This is a genomic window from Sphaerotilus natans (genome assembly GCF_900156335.1).
Classification (GTDB): Bacteria; Pseudomonadota; Gammaproteobacteria; order Burkholderiales; family Burkholderiaceae_C; genus Sphaerotilus; species Sphaerotilus natans.
Window position 1 is genome coordinate 126,159 of sequence record NZ_FTMZ01000004.1, and the last position, 17,517, is coordinate 143,675.

At 69.2% G+C, this 17,517-nt stretch carries 13 protein-coding genes; 4 read left to right on the forward strand and 9 right to left on the reverse strand.

Annotated elements, in window-relative coordinates; translation table 11 throughout:
* Positions 1–72: 72 nt before the first annotated feature.
* The 4 genes from BW996_RS05310 to BW996_RS05325 all read right to left on the reverse strand — a co-directional run bounded on the left by BW996_RS05310 (position 73) and on the right by BW996_RS05325 (position 3,919).
* Positions 73–588: a hypothetical protein gene (locus BW996_RS05310; protein ID WP_076458721.1), complete on the reverse strand. Its 516-nt coding sequence runs from the start codon at positions 586–588 to the stop codon at positions 73–75.
* A 266-nt stretch (positions 589–854) separates the two neighbouring features.
* Positions 855–1,676, reverse strand: a complete 822-nt coding sequence (locus BW996_RS05315) for an ABC transporter ATP-binding protein (protein ID WP_037477437.1) — start codon at positions 1,674–1,676, stop codon at positions 855–857.
* A 34-nt stretch (positions 1,677–1,710) separates the two neighbouring features.
* The gene (ntrB, locus tag BW996_RS05320) at positions 1,711–2,610 is read right to left on the reverse strand and encodes a nitrate ABC transporter permease (RefSeq protein WP_076458723.1); all 900 of its coding nucleotides are present in this window, start codon (positions 2,608–2,610) and stop codon (positions 1,711–1,713) included.
* Between the two features lie 55 nt (positions 2,611–2,665).
* Entirely contained in the window at positions 2,666–3,919 is a 1,254-nt protein-coding gene (locus BW996_RS05325) for a CmpA/NrtA family ABC transporter substrate-binding protein (protein ID WP_037477435.1), read from the reverse strand.
* 485 nt (positions 3,920–4,404) lie between these two features.
* Between BW996_RS05325 and icmF the strand changes: the two genes are divergently transcribed.
* Positions 4,405–7,695: a fused isobutyryl-CoA mutase/GTPase IcmF gene (icmF, locus tag BW996_RS05330; protein ID WP_037477433.1), complete on the forward strand. Its 3,291-nt coding sequence runs from the start codon at positions 4,405–4,407 to the stop codon at positions 7,693–7,695.
* 27 nt (positions 7,696–7,722) lie between these two features.
* On the opposite strand, the gene BW996_RS05335 is transcribed toward icmF, so the two are convergent.
* Positions 7,723–10,071 carry an esterase-like activity of phytase family protein gene (locus BW996_RS05335; protein WP_037477431.1) on the reverse strand — a complete coding sequence of 783 codons (2,349 nt, stop codon included), beginning with the start codon at positions 10,069–10,071 and terminating at the stop codon, positions 7,723–7,725.
* A gap of 171 nt (positions 10,072–10,242) precedes the next feature.
* Between BW996_RS05335 and BW996_RS05340 the strand changes: the two genes are divergently transcribed.
* On the forward strand, positions 10,243–11,700 hold the full coding sequence (locus tag BW996_RS05340) for a histidine kinase (RefSeq protein ID WP_051631436.1): 1,458 nt from the start codon (positions 10,243–10,245) through the stop codon (positions 11,698–11,700).
* A complete protein-coding gene (locus BW996_RS05345; protein ID WP_037477429.1) occupies positions 11,697–12,335 on the forward strand; it encodes a response regulator in 639 nt (212 codons plus the stop codon). Before BW996_RS05340 ends, BW996_RS05345 begins: the two co-directional genes overlap by 4 nt.
* Here the strand turns inward: BW996_RS05345 and BW996_RS05350 are convergent.
* Together BW996_RS05350 and BW996_RS21635 are read right to left on the reverse strand one after the other, a co-directional pair.
* The gene (locus tag BW996_RS05350) at positions 12,317–13,747 is read right to left on the reverse strand and encodes an NYN domain-containing protein (protein ID WP_076458726.1); all 1,431 of its coding nucleotides are present in this window, start codon (positions 13,745–13,747) and stop codon (positions 12,317–12,319) included. The genes BW996_RS05345 and BW996_RS05350 overlap by 19 nt on opposite strands.
* A 100-nt stretch (positions 13,748–13,847) precedes the next feature.
* Positions 13,848–14,009, reverse strand: coding sequence for a hypothetical protein (locus BW996_RS21635; protein WP_156027796.1), 162 nt, complete (start codon positions 14,007–14,009; stop codon positions 13,848–13,850).
* 97 nt (positions 14,010–14,106) lie between these two features.
* Between BW996_RS21635 and BW996_RS05355 the strand changes: the two genes are divergently transcribed.
* On the forward strand, positions 14,107–15,288 hold the full coding sequence (locus BW996_RS05355) for an acetyl-CoA C-acyltransferase family protein (RefSeq protein WP_037477427.1): 1,182 nt from the start codon (positions 14,107–14,109) through the stop codon (positions 15,286–15,288).
* 90 nt (positions 15,289–15,378) lie between these two features.
* Here BW996_RS05355 and BW996_RS05360 read toward each other — a convergent pair whose 3' ends face one another.
* A complete protein-coding gene (locus tag BW996_RS05360) occupies positions 15,379–15,642 on the reverse strand; it encodes a hypothetical protein (RefSeq protein WP_037477425.1) in 264 nt (87 codons plus the stop codon).
* A 160-nt stretch (positions 15,643–15,802) separates the two neighbouring features.
* Positions 15,803–17,506: an ABC1 kinase family protein gene (locus BW996_RS05365; RefSeq protein WP_037477423.1), complete on the reverse strand. Its 1,704-nt coding sequence runs from the start codon at positions 17,504–17,506 to the stop codon at positions 15,803–15,805.
* Positions 17,507–17,517: the final 11 nt, after the last annotated feature.

The following is a 17,517-nucleotide window of genomic DNA, read 5'->3' on the forward strand; positions in this document are numbered from 1 at the left end:
CACAGGACAGCAGAGAGACAGGAATCGAGGAGCCGGCACCTGACGCCTGACCGGATTCAGGACTTCAGCGATTCAGGACGCCAGCAGCGACTCGACGCGCAGCAGCTGCTCGCGCATCTCGCCCTGCGGCCGCACGCGCTGCAGTCGCACCTGCACGTCAGGCAGCAGGGACCGCAATTCTGCGCGAGAGCGAGCGCGTCTGACCCTCAGCATCATCACTGCCCCTGACACCGGGGCATGGGCCCGGAGCAGATCCAGCAGCGCCTGGCGCGCCTGGGCAAAGCTGCCGTCGGTGGCATCGAGCCGGGCCAGCTCGGTGTCGCTGACCGCACTGCCCGGCCCGACGGTGTCGGGCCCGTCGAGCGGCATCGGCGCGGTCGGCGGCGGCCCGATGACGATCAGGCCGAGCGCGAACAGCTCGTCGATGTAGCCGCGCGGCACGCCGCAGCGCCGGCCCTGCTCGACCACCTCCTCGAGGGTGCGCTGTCCGTCGACCAGCAGCAGCAGCAGCCGGTGACGCTGCGACAGGCGCTGCTCGCGGGCCGCCATCTCGGCGTGGCCGGCCGCTGTCTTGCACGGAATGCCCAAGGATGCCTCCGGCCGGTGTCGGCGCGATGCTGGCCATCGTCATTCCGCACACGGCATGAGCCGATTGTGCGCCCAGAACTGCCAGATCCGACCCATGAAGCCCTGACATGCTGTTTCAGATTGGCACAAGAAAAAACCCGACGGGGTACCGTCGGGTCAGGTTTTCACAAGGCCAATGCGTCACCCGCGTGACAAGCCGTGATCCGGGTTGTGTTGCAGAAACAACGCTTCAGCCCCGTACCAGGCTGTACCGGGCGGTGCCCGGCTCAGGCCGCGTCCTTCTCGACATGCGCCTGCTTGTGATACAGGAACTCCAGCACCGCCTCGCGCGAGGCCAGGTAGCCGGCGTCATGCGCCATCTCCAGGCGCGGGCGGAACTGCTCGCGGATCGGCGGCAGCGGCACCTGATGGATCTCGCCGATGGTCGCCGCCGGGCCGTTGGTCAGCATGACGATGCGGTCCGACAGCAGCACCGCCTCGTCCACATCGTGCGTGACCATCATGACGGTCGAGCCGGTGGTGGCGACGATCTTCATCATCTCGTCCTGCAGCTTGGCGCGGGTCAGCGCGTCGAGCGCGCCGAAGGGCTCGTCCATCAGCAGCATCTTCGGCTCCATCGCCAGCGCCCGGGCGATGCCCACGCGCTGCTTCATGCCGCCGGAAATCTCGCCCGGGCGCTTGTCCTTGGCGTGGCTCAGGTTGACCAGATCCAGCGCCGCCAGCGAGCGCTCGCGCAGCTTGGCCTTGTTCTCGGTCGCGCCGAACACCCGCTCGACCGCCAGATAGACGTTCTCCATGCAGGTCAGCCACGGCAGCAGCGAGTGGTTCTGGAACACCACAGCGCGCTCCGGGCCCGGCCCCTTGAGCTCGCGGTCGTCGAGCAGCAGCACGCCCGAGGTCGGCGTGGTCAGGCCGGCGACCAGGTTCAGCAGCGTCGACTTGCCGCAGCCGGAGTGGCCGATCAGCGAGATGAACTCGCCGCGGGCCACCTCCAGGTTGATGTCGCGCAGCGCGATGAAGGTGCCCTTCTTGGTCGGAAAGGACATGCCGACGTTCTCGATGCGCAGGAAGCGATTGGCTTGGCTCATGGTGAGGGTCCCCGAAGAATCGGAAGTCGGTGAATCAGGTGTAGTCAAAGCGGCGGGCGATCGCCACCAGCAGCGTCTCGAGCAGCAGGCCGACCCCCCCGATCACGAAGATCGCGATCAGGATGTGCGCGACGTTCAGGTTGTTCCACTCGTCCCACAGCCAGAAGCCGATGCCCTGCCCGCCGGTCAGCATCTCGGCCGCCACGATCACCAGCCAGGCCGTGCCCACCGCCAGGCGCACGCCCGTCAGCATGTAGGGCAGCACCGCCGGGAAGAGGATCTTGCGAATGATCGTCAGCTCCGACAGGTTCAGCACACGGGCGACATTGAGGTAATCCTGCGGCACCTGCCGCACCCCTACCGCCGTGTTGATGACCATCGGCCAGATCGAGCAGATGAAGATCGTCCAGATCGCGGCCGGGTTGGCGGCCTTGAACACCATCAGGCCGATCGGCAGCCAGGCCAGCGGCGACACCGGACGCAGCAGGCTGATGATCGGGTCGAGCATCTGGTTGAAGAACGAGAAGCGGCCGATCAGGAAGCCCAGCGGAATGCCCACCACCGCCGCCAGGCCGAAGCCCACCGCCACGCGCTGCAGCGACGACAGCACGTTCCAGCCGATGCCCTGGTCGTTCGGGCCGTTGACATAGAACGGGTCGGAGAACAGCTTGACCGCCGCCTCCCAGACCGGAATCGGGCCGGGCAGCTGCTTGTCGCCACTGTGCGCCACCGCCTGCCACACCAGCAGGAAGAAGGCGAAACCGAGCACCGGGGCCGCCATGCGGGTGAGCGTGCGCAGGCGCTGGGCACGGGCCATGGCTTCGGCCTGGGCCTTCATGCGGGCCTGGGTCTCGGCGTCGAGCACCGGAGCGGTCGGGGTCGCCGGGGCGGTCGGTGCGGCGGATGCGGCAACGGTCAGGGTGGCGGCATTCATGTCGGGAACCTCCTGGGACGGGGGACAGGGCGTCTCTTGTCGTCGCGGACCGCGCTCAGGCGGCCCGGATCTTGAAGCCGGCGGCGTACTTCGCCGGATTCGTGCCGTCCCACACCGTGCCGTCGACCAGCTTGCTCGAGCGCATGTCGCTCTTCGGGACGTTGATCTTCAGCTGCGCGGCGGCCTGCTTGTACAGATCGGTCTTGTTGATGGTCTTGGCGACGGCCAGATAGTCCGGATCGGACTTCAGCAGGCCCCAGCGGCGATGCTGGGTCAGGAACCACATGCCGTCCGACAGGTAGGGATAGTTGACCGCACCGTCGTTGAAGAACTTCATGTGGTTGGGATCGTCCCAGGTCTTGCCCATGCCGTTCTGGTAGCGGCCCAGGATGCGCTGGTTGATCGCGTCGACCGAGGTGTTGACGTAGGACTTCTCGGCGATGACCTCGGCCATCTTCATCTTGTTCTGCAGGCCGGTGTCGATCCAGCGGCTGGCCTCCAGGATGGCCATGATCATGGCGCGTGCGGTGTTCGGATTCTTCTGGACGAACTCGGCCGTCGTGCCCAGCACCTTCTCGGGATGATCCTTCCAGATGTCCTGGGTGGTGGTGGCGGTCACGCCGATGCCGTCGATGATGGCGCGGTGGTTCCACGGCTCGCCGACGCAGAAGCCGTCCATGTTGCCCACGCGCATGTTGGCCACCATCTGCGGCGGCGGCACGGTGATGACCTTGCCGTCGGTCATCGGGTTGATGCCGTTGGCGGCCAGCCAGTAGTACAGCCACATCGCGTGGGTGCCGGTCGGGAAGGTCTGCGCGAAGGTGTATTCACGCGGCTCGGCCTTCATGACCTTGGCCAGACCGGCGCCATCGACCGCACCCTTGTCGGCCAGCTTCTTCGACAGCGTGATGGCCTGACCGTTGTGGTTCAGGGTCATCAGCACCGCCATGTCCTTCTTCGGGCCGCTCACGCCCAGGTGCACGCCGTAGACCAGACCGTAGAGCACATGCGCCGCATCCAGCTCGCCGTTGACCAGCTTGTCGCGCACCGCGGCCCAGGACGATTCCTTGGACGGAATGATCTTGATGCCGTACTTCTCGTCGAACTTCATGACCGACGCCATCACCACCGAGGCGCAGTCGGTCAGCGGGATGAAGCCGATGCGCACTTCCTTCTTCTCGGGTGCATCGGAGCCGGCGGCCCAGGCACCACCGGGCAGGGCGACCGCGCTGCCTGCAGCCGTCACGGCGGCGGCACGCTGGATGAAGTCGCGTCGGGACGGGTTGACAGGAATCGAGGGCGTCGTCATGGGAATCTCTCTCCAGGGGAAGAATCGGGGACGGCAAAAAAAAGCGGCGTCACGATCGTTGTCCGACACCCGGCTTGCGCCGGTCATCGGGACGATCGGACGCCGTTGTCCAAAAATGTCCCACCTAGTGAAGCCCCGTCGCCGAGGCCTCGTTGCATGTATTGCAGGGACCGTGCCAACCCCTGAAAACCCGGGCGTAGACGATCTTTCGTGCCGAAATCTTCGCGCCGCAGCGAAGCCGGCGTGCCAGCGACGGGTGCAGCGCACCATCGACAGGCATGCGCCGGGCCGAGCGCACGCAGATGAAGCGCCGCGGTTCAAGTCGATGCATCGCGCTGGCGCCCCGTGGCCGTGCACCTCGCCGCAGATCGGTGCAAAAGCCGGCACCCGGTCGTTCGGATCGGTGCAACAAGGGTTCCCCCCAGATGACGTTTACGTAAACGTCAATCGAAAATCGCGGTCCGGATGTTCCTCGGAGCCCTCAGATGACCGATCTCGCCGCCGACCACAAGGCCCTGGCCAGCTACCGCCCGACGCACAAGGTCCGCTTCGTGACCGCGGCCAGCCTGTTCGACGGGCATGACGCCTCGATCAACATCATGCGACGCATCCTGCAAGGCATGGGTGCGGAGGTGATCCACCTCGGCCACAACCGCTCGGTCGACGAGGTGGTGACCGCCGCGCTGCAGGAAGACGTGCAGGGCATCGCGGTCAGCTCCTACCAGGGCGGCCATGTCGAGTACTTCAAGTACATGGTCGAGCTGCTGCGCGCGCGCGGTGGCGCGCACATCCAGGTCTTTGGCGGTGGCGGCGGCGTGATCGTGCCGGCCGAGATCCGCGACCTGCACAGCCACGGCGTGCGCATCTTCAGCCCCGAAGACGGCCAGCGCATGGGCCTGGCCGGCATGATCGGCGAGATGATGATGCGCTGCGACCAGGATCTGTCGGGCTACGCCCCCACCGACCTGAGCGCACTGCAAGGCCACACCGAAGCCGCCTGGCGCGCGCTGGCGCAGCTCATCACCGCGCTGGAAAACGGCCAGGCCGACGCGGGCCTGGTCGCCGCCGTGCATGAAGCGGCGAAGACGAGCAAGACGCCCGTGCTCGGCATCACCGGCACCGGTGGCGCCGGCAAGTCCAGCCTGACCGACGAGCTGATCCGCCGCCTGCGCCTGGACCAGGACGACGCGCTGCGCATCGCCGTCATCTCGATCGACCCCTCGCGGCGCAAGAGCGGCGGCGCGCTGCTCGGCGACCGCATCCGCATGAACGCCACCGGCCCGTGGTCGAACGGCGCGCGGGTCTACATGCGCAGCCTGGCCACCCGCGACACCGGCTCGGAAGTCTCGGCGGCACTGCCCGACGTGATCGCCGCTGCCAAGGCGGCCGGCTTCGATCTGGTCATCGTCGAGACCTCCGGCATCGGCCAGGGCGACGCGGCGATCGTGCCCTTCGTCGACGTGCCGATGTACGTGATGACGCCCGAGTTCGGCGCCGCCAGCCAGCTCGAGAAGATCGACATGCTCGACTTCGCCGAGTTCGTCGCGATCAACAAGTTCGACCGCAAGGGCGCACTCGACGCGCTGCGCGATGTCGCCAAGCAGGTGCAGCGCAACCGCGAAGCCTTCACCGTCATGCCGGACCAGATGCCGGTGTTCGGCACGATGGCCAGCCGCTTCAACGACGACGGCGTGACGGCGCTGTACCAGGCGCTCAAGGTCCGCCTGGGCGCACTCGGCCTCAGCTTGAGCGAAGGCCGCCTGCCGCGGGTCAGCACCCGCCACAGCACGCACCAGACACCGATCGTGCCGCCGGCGCGCACCCGCTACCTCGCCGAGATCGCCGACACGGTGCGCGGCTACAAGGCCCGCGTGCGCCAGCAGGCCACGCTCGCCCGCGAGATCCAGCAGCTGCGCGCCAGTGCGGTGATGTTCAAGCAGTCCAATCCCGCCAAGAACCGCGGCGTCGAGGCACTGACCGAACTCGCCGATGAGCGCGAAGCCCGGCTCGACCCCGGTGCGAAGAAGCTGCTCGCCCTGTGGCCCGAGATGCAGAAGGCCTACGCCGGTGACGAATACGTCGTGAAGATCCGCGACAAGGAGATCCGCACCGGCCTGATCCACACCACGCTCAGCGGCAACAAGATCCGCAAGGTCGCCCTGCCCGGCTTCGAGTGCCACGGCGAGCTGCTGAAGTGGCTGATGCTGGAGAACGTGCCGGGCAGCTTCCCGTTCACGGCAGGCGTGTTCGCGTTCAAGCGCGAAGGCGAAGACCCGACGCGCATGTTCGCGGGTGAAGGCGACGCCTTCCGCACCAACCGCCGCTTCAAGCTGGTGAGCGAGGGCATCCCCGCCAAGCGCCTGTCCACCGCCTTCGACTCGGTCACGCTGTACGGCGCCGACCCCGATCCGCGCCCGGACATCTACGGCAAGGTCGGCAACTCGGGCGTGAGCATCGCGACGCTGGACGACCTGAAGGTGCTGTACTCGGGCTTCGACCTGTGCAACCCGACCACCTCGGTGAGCATGACGATCAACGGCCCGGCGCCGAGCATCCTGGCGATGTTCATGAACGCGGCCATCGACCAACAGCTCGAGAAGTTCAAGGCCGACAACGGCCGCGAGCCGACGGCCGACGAGGCGTCGAAGATCAAGGCCTGGGTGCTGGCGAATGTGCGCGGCACGGTGCAGGCCGACATCCTCAAGGAAGACCAGGGCCAGAACACCTGCATCTTCTCGACCGAGTTCAGCCTCAAAGTCATGGGCGACATCGCGTCCTACTTCGTCCACCACGACGTGCGCAACTTCTACTCGGTGTCGATCAGCGGCTATCACATCGCCGAGGCCGGCGCGAACCCGATCAGCCAGCTCGCCTTCACGCTGTCGAACGGCTTCACGTTCGTCGAGGCGTATCTGGCGCGCGGGATGCACATCGACGACTTCGCGCCCAACCTGTCGTTCTTCTTCTCGAACGGCATGGACCCGGAATACACCGTGCTCGGCCGCGTGGCGCGGCGGATCTGGGCGGTGGCGATGCGCGACAAGTACGGCGCCAACGACCGCAGCCAGAAGCTGAAGTACCACATCCAGACTTCCGGCCGCTCGCTGCACGCGCAGGAGATCCAGTTCAACGACATCCGCACGACGCTGCAGGCGCTGATCGCGGTGTACGACAACTGCAACTCGCTGCACACCAACGCCTTCGACGAGGCGATCACCACGCCGACCGAGGAGTCGGTGCGCCGCGCGATGGCGATCCAGATGATCATCAACCGCGAGTGGGGCCTGGCGAAGAACGAGAACCCGAACCAGGGCGCGTTCATCATCGACGAGCTGACCGAGCTGGTGGAGGAAGCCGTGCTAGCCGAGTTCGAGAAGATCGCCGACCGCGGCGGTGTCCTGGGCGCGATGGAGACCGGCTACCAGCGCAGCAAGATCCAGGAAGAGTCGATGCACTACGAGATGCTCAAGCACACCGGCGAGTACCCGATCATCGGCGTCAACACCTTCCGCAACCCGAAGGGCGACGAGATCCCGGAAACGATCGAGCTGGCGCGCTCCACCGAGGAAGAGAAGCAGTCGCAGCTCCAGCGCCTGAACGACTTCCACGCCCGCAACGCCGCGGCAGCGCCGGCGATGCTCAAGCGGCTTCAGCAGGCGGTGATCGACAACGCCAATGTGTTCGAGGTGCTGATGGACGCGGTGCGGGTGTGCTCGCTGGGGCAGATCACCAGCGCGCTGTTCGAGGTCGGCGGGCAGTATCGGCGCTCGATGTGAAACCGAGGGCGGCCCGCCCTCTCAACTTCAGTTCAGGATCTTGCCCAGCCGCACCAGCTGGGTCTCGCCGCTGCTGTCGTTGACGCCGTCGTTATCGGTGACGAACAGCACCTCGCCGCTGGCCAGCACCGCCAGGCCCTCGATCTTCTCCAGCACCGGGCCCTTGGTGGCGCGCAGATCGGGCATCAGGTCGCGCACCAGCGTCTTGGTCAGCGTGCCGCCGTCCACGGCCCCCGTCAGGTCGATGCGGTAGAGGCGCTTGATGCGGGCGTCCGGGCCGTTCTGGTTGTCGCGCTCGACCACCAGAAAACGGTTGTTGCCCAACGCGGTGATTTCCGACAGGCCCACCCAGCCGCCGTTGGGCGAGGTCGCCGGGTCCAGCGGGTAGAAGTGGAACTGCCAGGTCTTGGCGGTGAGGTCGTACACCGCGATGCGCGGCATCGTCTCGCCCAGCCAGGCGCGCTGGATCGGCACGACCAGCTTGCCGTTCGACTCGGCCACGCCCTCGAAGCCGTAGCGGGCCTGCAGCGCGTTGACCGCGTCCGGCAGGGTCACCACCTCCTGGATCACGCCAGTGGCCGACACCCGCAGCAGCAGGTTGGCCGAGGTGATGTTGCGCCCCGTCTCGTAGGCCGTCTTCGAGCCCGCGCCCTCGGAGGCGATCCAGAAGCCCCCGGCGCTGGCCAGCGAGATGCCCTCCGGATCCAGGTTGACCGTCTTGTCGGCGTTGATCATCACCGCCACGTCGGTCTGGTCGAAGGCCTGGTTGTCCTTGGCGGCCGGCAGCGTGGCGCCGAAGGTCTTGAGCACATCGTTGGCGTCGGTGATGCGCAGCTCGCTGCGGATGACGGCGGGCGTGACGCCGACATCGACCGTGAAGATGCGGTTGGCGCGGAAGAAGCTGTCATCGACCGCGTAGACCGTATTGCCGCTGGCCGCTGCAGCCATGCCAGACAGGGCGGCCCAGGGCATCGGCTTGCCGTCCGCGCGGTCGGCGGACTGGATCGTCGGATAGGCCGGTGCCGCCTTCTGGTAGGCGTAGATGTTCAGGGCAGCACGGGCCGGCAGGCTGCGATCGTCGATCTCGCTGGCGGAGATCAGCAGGCCGCGCGACGGAATCGTCAGCAGGCCTTCCGGGCTGAGCGCGCCGGGCAGCGCCTGCTTGTAGACCGGCGCGGTCGGCTGACTCATGTCGTAGACGGCCACCACGCTGGAGCGCTCGGACGCCACGAACAGATAGTCGGTGCTGCCGAAGCGGCCGAAGGCGACGTTTTCCGGCTCGTTGCCCTTGGCATCGTTGCGGCGATCGTTGGTGTGGCCGATGCGGGCCAGACGGTATTCCAGGTCCATGCCGGCATCGAAGGCCACGCTGCCGTCGGTGTTGAACACGGTGAAGCCGCGGCTGCCGCCGTTGAGGTCGCCTTCGTTGGCGGTGGCGAAGCGGGTCTTCGATACCCAGGTCACGCCGTCGGGCTCGCGCAGGCGGTCGGCCTGGGTCTGGTTGAACTGGATGAGGTTCGGCCGCTCGTCGGTCAGATCGACATCGCTCAGCGTCACGCTGCCGGCGGAGAAATGCCCGCGGACCTGGCCGGTGGCGAGATCGACCAGCGCGATGTGGTTGTTCTCCTGCAGCGTGACGACGGCGATGTTGTCCTCGTTGATCGAGACGTACTCGGGTTCCGGGTCGGTGCCGTAGAGCGCGGCCAGGCCGGTCAGCGCCACATCGCGGCGGGTCCAGGCGGTCGGGGCGCCGACCAGGTCGATGATGGCCAGCCGGCCGGCCGGCAGCTGCGGGATCGCGCCGCCGTTGACGCTCTCGTCGCGCTCGTTCTCGATCGCGATCGCGGCGTAGCGGCCGTCCTTGCTGACCGCCACCGAATCCGGCTGGCCGCCGAGGTCAAGTTCAGCCACCTTGGTGCGCGTGGCGATGTGCACCACCACCAGCTTGCCCGACGGCGCGGTGAACGAGGCCGAGGTGTTGACCGCCACCAGCGCATGTGCCCCGACCACGGCCACCGAGGTCGGCTCGCCGCCCAGCGCCAGCGCGCCCAGCCCGACCGGTGCGGCCGGGTCGGTGATGTCGACGAAGCCGATCTGCTGGCTCAGGCCGCTGGTGTAGATCAGCGTCATGCCATCGCTGCTGGCGGCCACGATCTCGGCGTTGACGGGAGTGGCCGATTCGCAGGACGCACCGACCTGCGCGCAGACCGTGAAGGTGGCGACCCGGTTGAAGTGCATGCTCGTGTCCGGCACCGAGGCCGCGACGACGGGCGTCGTCGGCGCCGGATCGTCACTGCCGCCGCCGCAGGCGCTCAGTCCGACCATCATCGACACGGCCAGGGCGATCGCCGTCTGGCGCAGGCGGGGAAATGACATGTCCGGCTCCTGTTGAAGTCTTGAAGAAAAGTGAAGCCGCGATGCTGGCAAGGGCCGGTGACAGTGCCATGAATTGCCGGTGACAGCGCCGACCGGGCAACTTGCCCGCCATCACCGGCGCGCCGTGCGCCCCCGCTCGCCTCGGGCAAGATCACGAACCTGCCTGCCGCCATGCCAGAGAACGCCGTCCCCGCCCCTGCGATCGCGCCCGACGCGCTGCAGCCCGCGCTCGACCTGCAGCGCACGCTGCTGCGTCGCGGCGCGCTGCTGGTGGCGCTGCTGCTGCTCGGGCTGGGGCTGTGGTCGGGGCAGGCGCTGGGCCGGGCCGAGCGCGTGGCGCTGCCGGCCACCGCGCGGCTGGTGGCGCAGCTGCTGCATCAGGATCTGGCCCGGCAGCTCAGCGCCTTCGAGCGCGATCTGGAGCAGGTGCCGGTGCGCCTGGAGGTGCTGGCCGACCTGGAGCGACGGCTGCCGCTGTGCGTGCGGCTGCGGGCGATCGACGAGCGGGAGATCGGCGCGCACTGCGGGCCGGACACGCCGGTCGCGGCCCCGGCGCGCTGGCTGGGCCGGCAGCTGGCGGCGCTGGCGAGCGCCGATCGGCCGGACCGGGTGCGGCTGCCGCTGCTGCTGCCGGCCGGCATCAAGGCCGGCACCATCGAGGTCGGCGTGCACTGGGATCAGGTCGGTCTGGCCTGGGCGGAACGGCTGCTGCTGCTGCTCGGGCTCGGCCTGCTGCTGGGTGCGGCCGGACTGGCGCTGAGCTGGCCGGTCGGCCGGGCATTGCGGCCGACGCGGCAGATCCTGGCGGCGCTGGCCCGGCTGGAGGCCGGCGAGCGCGAGGTGCGCCTGCCGGTGCCGCCGCTGCGCGAGCTGCGCGAGCTGACGCTGTGCTTCAACCGGCTGGCGCAGCGCTGGACCGAGCTGCTGGCGCGCCAGCAGCAGCTCGCCGGCCGGCTGCTGCACACCCGCGAGGAGGAGCGCCGCCACCTCGCCCGCGAGCTGCATGACGAGATGGCGCAGAGCCTGAGCGCGCTGCGCGCCGAGACTGCGGTGATCGGCGCGCTGGCCGCGCGCACCGGCACCCCGGCGCTGCAGCAGGCCGCCGGCCGCATCGCCCTGCTGTGCGCGCAGCTTCAGGAGGCGCTGCAGGGCGTGCTGCAGGCGCTGCGCCCGACGATGCTCGACCGCTTCGGCCTCGGCGCGGCGCTGGAGGCGCTGGTCGCGCAGCCGCGCCGCCGCGAGGTCGACGGCGCCCTGCCCGCCTGCACGCTGCAGCTGCCGCCCGGCGGGCTGGAGGCAGTGCCGGCGGACATGGCGGTCCATGTCTACCGCATCGTCCAGGAGGGACTGACCAACGCGGTGCGCCACGGCGAGGCCCGCGCGGTGCAGGTGCAGATGCGGCTGGACCGGGACATCGACCCGCAGGCCACCTTGCTGATCGACATCGCCGACGACGGCCGCGGCCCCGGCCCGGACGGCCCGGTGCCGGGCCACGGCCTGCTCGGCCTGCACGAGCGGGTGCAGGCGCTCGGCGGCACGCTGGCGCTGGATCGGCCCGAGGCCGGGGGCATGCGGCTGCGCGTGCGGCTGCCGATCCGCCCCCCGGCGCCGATGGAGGACAGGACATGACGATCGAGGTGATGCTGGTCGACGACCATGCGGTGGTGCGCGAGGGCTACCGGCGGCTGCTGGAGCTGCACGAGGACCTGCAGGTGACGGCCGAGGCGGCCGACGCCGAGAGCGCGCTGCTGCAGTGGCGCACGATGCAGCCGCGTCCGGCGGTGCTGGTCATCGACCTGGCGCTGCCGGGCATGGGCGGGCTGGAGCTGATCGGCCGGCTGCGCCAGCGCGACCCCGAGGTGCGCTGTCTGGCCTTCAGCATGTACCGCGATGCGGTCTGGGTCACGCAGGCGCTGCGGGCCGGTGCGCTCGGCTATGTCACCAAGAGCAGCGATCCGGCGCAGCTGGTCCACGCGGTGCGCGAAGTGCATGCCGGGCGCCGGGTGCTGGGCAGCGACATCGCCGGCGAGGTGGCGCGCCACCTGATCGAGCACCCGACCGCCACGCCACATGGCCTGACCCCGCGCGAGTTCGAGGTGCTGCGCCTGCTGCTGGCCGGCTGCAGCCCGCGCCAGATCGCCGAGACGCTGTGCCTGAGCGTCAAGACGGTGCACAACATTCACTACCAGATCAAGTCCAAGCTCGACACCCCGAGCGACTTCGAGCTGGCGCGGCTGGCCTGGCGTCAGGGCTGGGTGGACTGATCGGCTGCCGTGGCCGGCTCGGGATGGGCAGGCGCCGGGGCGGCGGCTTCAGGTGCGGCATCCAGTTCGGCGTCAGGTGCGGCAGCAGGCGCGATCTTGCCGCTGACCCAGCGCTGCAGCAGCGCTGGCGCGCCCTCGTCCATCACCATCTGCTCGCGCCGGCACAGGTTCAGCAGGTTGCCGACCAGCCGGTAGGACAGCGTGGGCAGATCGTCATGCCCCCGGCCGAACTCGTGGCCACACAGCAGCAGGCCACGCAGCACCCAGTTGACCGCCTCGCGGCTGACCTCGTGACCGGCGTCGCGGCAGCGGTCGCGCACCCGCTTGCCGGTCTCGTTGAGCTGGAAGGGCTGGGCCGCGACATCGACCGCGATCATCTCCAGCAGCGCGCGGAAATCGCGCGGCGACAGCAGCGGCATGCCGATCGCATCGTGCATCTGGCGCGCCAGCGCGAACAGCGCCGGATCCGCGCCCCAGGCCGAGGCGGCCGGAGGCGTGCGCAGCGTCTGCTGCGCCGCCAGCGGGCGCGGCGGCACATGGCGCGCCGGGTCGTAGAGATGGCCGCCCGAGCCGCTCCAGTCCAGGCGCAGCGGCGCCAGCGGCAGCGCCTCCAGGAAGCGCCGGAAGCTGCCCTGGCCGCCCCACTCCGGCGCCAGGCCGGGATGGCCGGCCATCAGCCGCGAGGCCAGCCGGGCGCAGGGCACCGGCTGATCGGCACGCTCGACCTCGGCGCGCAGCCAGGCGGTCATCTGCTGCAGCGGCAGCTCCAGGGTCATCGCCGCCGCGGTGGGGCCGGGCGATGCCGGCTCGCTCGCCTCCGGCACCGTGGCGGTCGGCGCCGATGCGGGCCCCGGAGCAGGCCCCGGTGCCTCGTCGACCTCGGCGCCAAAGCCCAGGCCCTCGCGGATGAAGCGGTCGGGCTCGATCAGCAGATCGGCCGAGGCGCGGTAGGCCGCCGACGGAAAGCCCACCGCCAGCACCGTGGTGCGGCGATCCCAGCGGCGCAGCTTGCGCAGCACCGGCGTGAAGTCGGCATCGGCCGAGAAGACGATGAACTCGTCGTAGTGCACCGGATGCTGCAGCAGCTCGACCATGTCGAGCACCATGTGGATGTCGGTGCTGGTCTTGCCCTCGCTGGTCATCGACGGGCAGTCGACGATCTCGAAGCCGGCATGGTTGAAGGACGGGCGGAAACGCTGGTAGACCTGCGGATTGAGGTAGACGCGGCGCACCAGCAGCCGGCGCCGGGTGCGCGCCTCGGCGGCGTCGAGCCCCTCGGGCAGGCCCAGCCCGTCGGTCAGCCAGCCGATCCATTCCAGCGGATGGCGGCCGAAGCGCTCGGCCACCGCAGGATCCAGCTTGCGCAGGCCCGAGTAGACATTGTCGAAATCAACGAAGAGGGCCGACTTCATGGTGTGGGGTCAGGATCGGAGGATCAGGAGCGGGATCGCGAGGGGCGCAGTGTACGCAGCCCGCACCGCGCCACCTCGCCTCAGGCCGCAGGCGGCGATTTCAGCCGCAGCAGCGCGAGCTGCCGACCCACTCCTCGCTGACCCAGATCGGGTCGAGCAGCTCGGGCCAGCCCTGCAAGATGTGCGAATAGGCCAGATCGCGGCGCAGCGCCGCCGACTCGCCGGGCGCGGCGACAGGCGAAGAAGGCTGCGGGGTATCCATGACGCCGCAGTGTGACATTGCCCGGCGTCAGTTCGCTGTAGAGGAGGACAAGTACTGTGGCAGTCCCGCACACCGATTTTTCCGGAGGAAGACAGCCATGGCACGTGAAGTCTTTGTCGTCAGCGCCGCGCGCACCGCGATCGGCACGTTCGGAGGCACGCTGAAGGACGTTCCTCTGGCCGATCTGGCCACCACCGCCGTCAAGGCGGCCCTCGCCCGCTCGGGCGCGCCGGCCGACGCCGTCGGCCACCTCGCGATGGGCACGGTCGTCGTCACCGAGCCGCGCGACTGCTACCTGAGCCGCGTCGCCGCGGTCAACGCCGGTCTGCCCAAGGAGACGCCGGCCTTCAACGTCAACCGCCTGTGCGGCTCGGGCCTGCAGGCCATCATTTCCGCCTCGCAGGCCATCCTGCTGGGCGACTGCGAGGTGGCGATCGGCGCCGGCGCCGAGAACATGAGCCGCGGCGCCTACCTGATGCCGGGCGCGCGCTGGGGCACCCGCATGGGCGACGCGCAGATCGTCGACCTGATGGTCGGCGCGCTGCACGACCCCTTCCACAAGATCCACATGGGCATCACCGCCGAGAACGTCGGCGAGCAGTTCGGCATCAGCCGCCAGCAGATGGACGAGGCCGCGGCCGAGAGCCACCGCCGCGCGGCGGCCGCCACCGCTGCCGGCTACTTCACCGAGCAGATCGTCCCGGTGGAGATCGCCAGCCGCAAGGGCACGATCAGCTTCGTGACCGACGAGCACATCAAGGCCGACACCACCGCCGAGAGCCTGGCCAAGATGCGCCCGGCCTTCAAGAAGGACGGCGCGGTCACCGCCGGCAATGCCTCGGGGATCAACGACGCCGCCGCCGCGGTGATGCTGGCCAGCGGCGAAGCCGTCAAGGGCCATGGCCTGCGGCCGCTGGCGCGCCTGGTCTCCTACGCCCACACCGGCGTGGAGCCGACCATCATGGGCATCGGCCCGGTCTCGGCCTCGCGCAAGGCGCTCGAGCGCGCCGGCCTGACGGTCGCCGACATGGACGTGATCGAGGCCAACGAGGCCTTCGCCGCCCAGGCCTGTGCAGTCAACAAGGAACTCGGCCTGGATCCGGCCAAGGTCAACCCGAACGGCTCGGGCATCTCGCTGGGCCACCCGATCGGTGCCACCGGCGCGATCATCACCACCAAGGCGGTCTACGAGCTGCAGCGCACCGGCGGCCGCTACGCGCTGGTGACGATGTGCATCGGCGGCGGCCAGGGCATCGCGGCGATCTTCGAGCGCTGCTGATCCGCCAGCGCCCTCTCTCTTTCATGCGTGCCTCGATTCAGAGGTCGTTCACAGGCCGGTCGGCGACGACCGGCCTTTTTTGCGCCGGCGTCAGATGTAGCGGCTGCCAGAGATCTGCTGGGCGCGCACCGCGGCGGCACGCAGGTCGGCGGCATACGACGGCTGGGTCGCCTCGTAGCGGCCGGCCCACTCGATCAGCTCTTCGGCGGTGCGCGGCTCGCGCGGCTGCAGGCTGCTCTTGGCGGCCTTCATCGCGGCCTGCCACTGATCGACCAGCCAGCCGACCAGACGGACCAACGGTGCCTGGGCGGCAGCAAAAGCCTGCGACTGAACGGGAACAAGGATCTGGGCCATCACGAACTCCTTAGGGAAAACCCTTGGTTGATGGCTGGAGTTTAGGGTAAACCCCAGGTCATTGATCAAGAGGAGCCGCAAAAGACCATCCTATTGACTTGGTCTATGAAAATCCTTTTCGGTTACGGAACGGGTACATCAATTCCGCATCAATCCCGCATCAATCCCGATGTGCCACCCGTGCGGCCCGGCCGCTGCGCAGTACCGACCAGGCCAGCCAGATGCCGCCGATGCCGGCGATCAGGAAACCCAGCAGCCCGAAGGCCGGCAGCCCGAACAGCATCGGCCCGCCCCGCACCGTCATGACGATGGACGAACCGACGATCAGCGCCGCCACCACCATCGCTACCGTCAGCCGGCTGACCGCGCGGTCGAGCTGGTCGACCACCCGCTCGAGATGGCGCACCTCGACATGCACCTGCACGCCGGTGCGCTTGGTCTGGCGCAGCATGCGCGCGAGCTCGCGCGGCAGGCGCCCGAGCAGGCGCAGGCCGTGCACCGCCGAGGTCCAGCCGCGCTCGGCCAGCACCCGGGGCGAGTAGCGCGCCCGCACCGCCGCCTCCAGCAGCGGCTCGGCCTCGGTGGCCATGTGGAAGTCGGGCGCCAGCGAGCGCCCTAGCCCCTCCAGCGTGATGAAGGTCTTGACCAGCAGCGCCAGGTCGGCCGGCAGCGCCAGCCGGTACTCGCGCAGGATGGTGGTGACGTCGTTCATCATCCCGCCCAGGCTGAGCTTGGCCAGCGCGGTGCCGCGGTACTGGTCGACGAAGGCGACCACATCCTGCTGCAGCGCCTCCATGTCGGTGTGGCCGGCATCCTCGGTCCACTCCATCAGCACCTCGACCACCGCCTGCGGGTCGCGCTGCACCAGGCCGAGCATCAGCGACAGCAGCTGGTCGCGGCGCGCGTCGCTGAGCCGGCCCATCATGCCGAAGTCGATGAAGGCCAGCCGGTTGCCCGGCAGGTAGAAGACGTTGCCGGGATGCGGATCGGCGTGGAAGAAGCCGTCCTCGATGATCATCTTCAGCACCGCCTGCGCGCCGCGCTGCGCCAGCAGCATGCGGTCGAGCCCGGCGGCGTCCACCCGCGCCAGCTCGTGGCCCGGAATGCCGTCGATGCGCTGCTGCACATTGACCCGCTCGCCGGTCCAGTCCCAGTAGACGGTCGGGATGACGATGTGCTCTCGCCCGGCAAAATGGGCAGCGATGCGCTCGGCGTTGTGGCATTCGCTCTGCAGGTCCAGCTCGCGGCGCAGCGAGCGGCCGAGCTGACGCACCAGGCCGACCGGCTGGTAGGGGCGCAGGTCAGGCCACTCGTCCTCGGCCAGCTGCGCCAGGCGCTCGAGCAGGCGCAGGTCGGCCTCGATGACCGGGCGGATGCCGGGCCGGCGCACCTTGACGATGACCTCGGTGCCGTCGTGCAGCTGCGCGCCATGCACCTGCGCGATCGAGGCCGCCGCCAGCGGCTCGGCGTCGAAGCGGGCGAAGACCTCCTCGGGCGGCGCGCCCAGGTCCTCGGCGAGCTGGGCGCGCACCACCTCGAGCGGCACCGTCGGCGCCTGGCTGTGCAGCTTCTCGAGCTCGGCGATCCAGGCCGGGCCGAACAGATCGGCACGGCCGGCCAGGATCTGGCCGAGCTTGACGAAGGTCGGCCCCAGGTCCTCCAGCGCCATGCGCAGCTGCACCGGCGGCTCCAGCCGCGCCAGGTCGGCGGCGTGGTCCATGCGCAGCACATGGCCGGCGCGGGCCAGGCGATCGGCCCAGCCGAGCCGGCGCACCAGATCGCCCAGACCGTGGCGGATGAAGACCGCCGCGATCTCCTGCAGCCGGCCGAGGTCACGGGCGGCGGTCAGCGTGGGGAATGCCATGCGCGTGAATG

Bases quoted from the DNA above. Each gene is read 5' to 3' on its own strand.
- BW996_RS05315 (WP_037477437.1), bottom strand. From the start codon at position 1,676: ATGAGCCAAGCCAATCGCTTCCTGCGCATCGAGAACGTCGGCATGTCC.
- ntrB (WP_076458723.1), bottom strand. From the start codon at position 2,610: ATGAATGCCGCCACCCTGACCGTTGCCGCATCCGCCGCACCGACCGCC.
- BW996_RS05325 (WP_037477435.1), bottom strand. From the start codon at position 3,919: ATGACGACGCCCTCGATTCCTGTCAACCCGTCCCGACGCGACTTCATC.
- icmF (WP_037477433.1), top strand. From the start codon at position 4,405: ATGACCGATCTCGCCGCCGACCACAAGGCCCTGGCCAGCTACCGCCCG.
- BW996_RS05335 (WP_037477431.1), bottom strand. From the start codon at position 10,071: ATGTCATTTCCCCGCCTGCGCCAGACGGCGATCGCCCTGGCCGTGTCG.
- BW996_RS05340 (WP_051631436.1), top strand. From the start codon at position 10,243: ATGCCAGAGAACGCCGTCCCCGCCCCTGCGATCGCGCCCGACGCGCTG.
- BW996_RS05345 (WP_037477429.1), top strand. From the start codon at position 11,697: ATGACGATCGAGGTGATGCTGGTCGACGACCATGCGGTGGTGCGCGAG.
- BW996_RS05350 (WP_076458726.1), bottom strand. From the start codon at position 13,747: ATGAAGTCGGCCCTCTTCGTTGATTTCGACAATGTCTACTCGGGCCTG.
- BW996_RS21635 (WP_156027796.1), bottom strand. From the start codon at position 14,009: ATGGATACCCCGCAGCCTTCTTCGCCTGTCGCCGCGCCCGGCGAGTCG.
- BW996_RS05355 (WP_037477427.1), top strand. From the start codon at position 14,107: ATGGCACGTGAAGTCTTTGTCGTCAGCGCCGCGCGCACCGCGATCGGC.
- BW996_RS05360 (WP_037477425.1), bottom strand. From the start codon at position 15,642: ATGGCCCAGATCCTTGTTCCCGTTCAGTCGCAGGCTTTTGCTGCCGCC.
- BW996_RS05365 (WP_037477423.1), bottom strand. From the start codon at position 17,506: ATGGCATTCCCCACGCTGACCGCCGCCCGTGACCTCGGCCGGCTGCAG.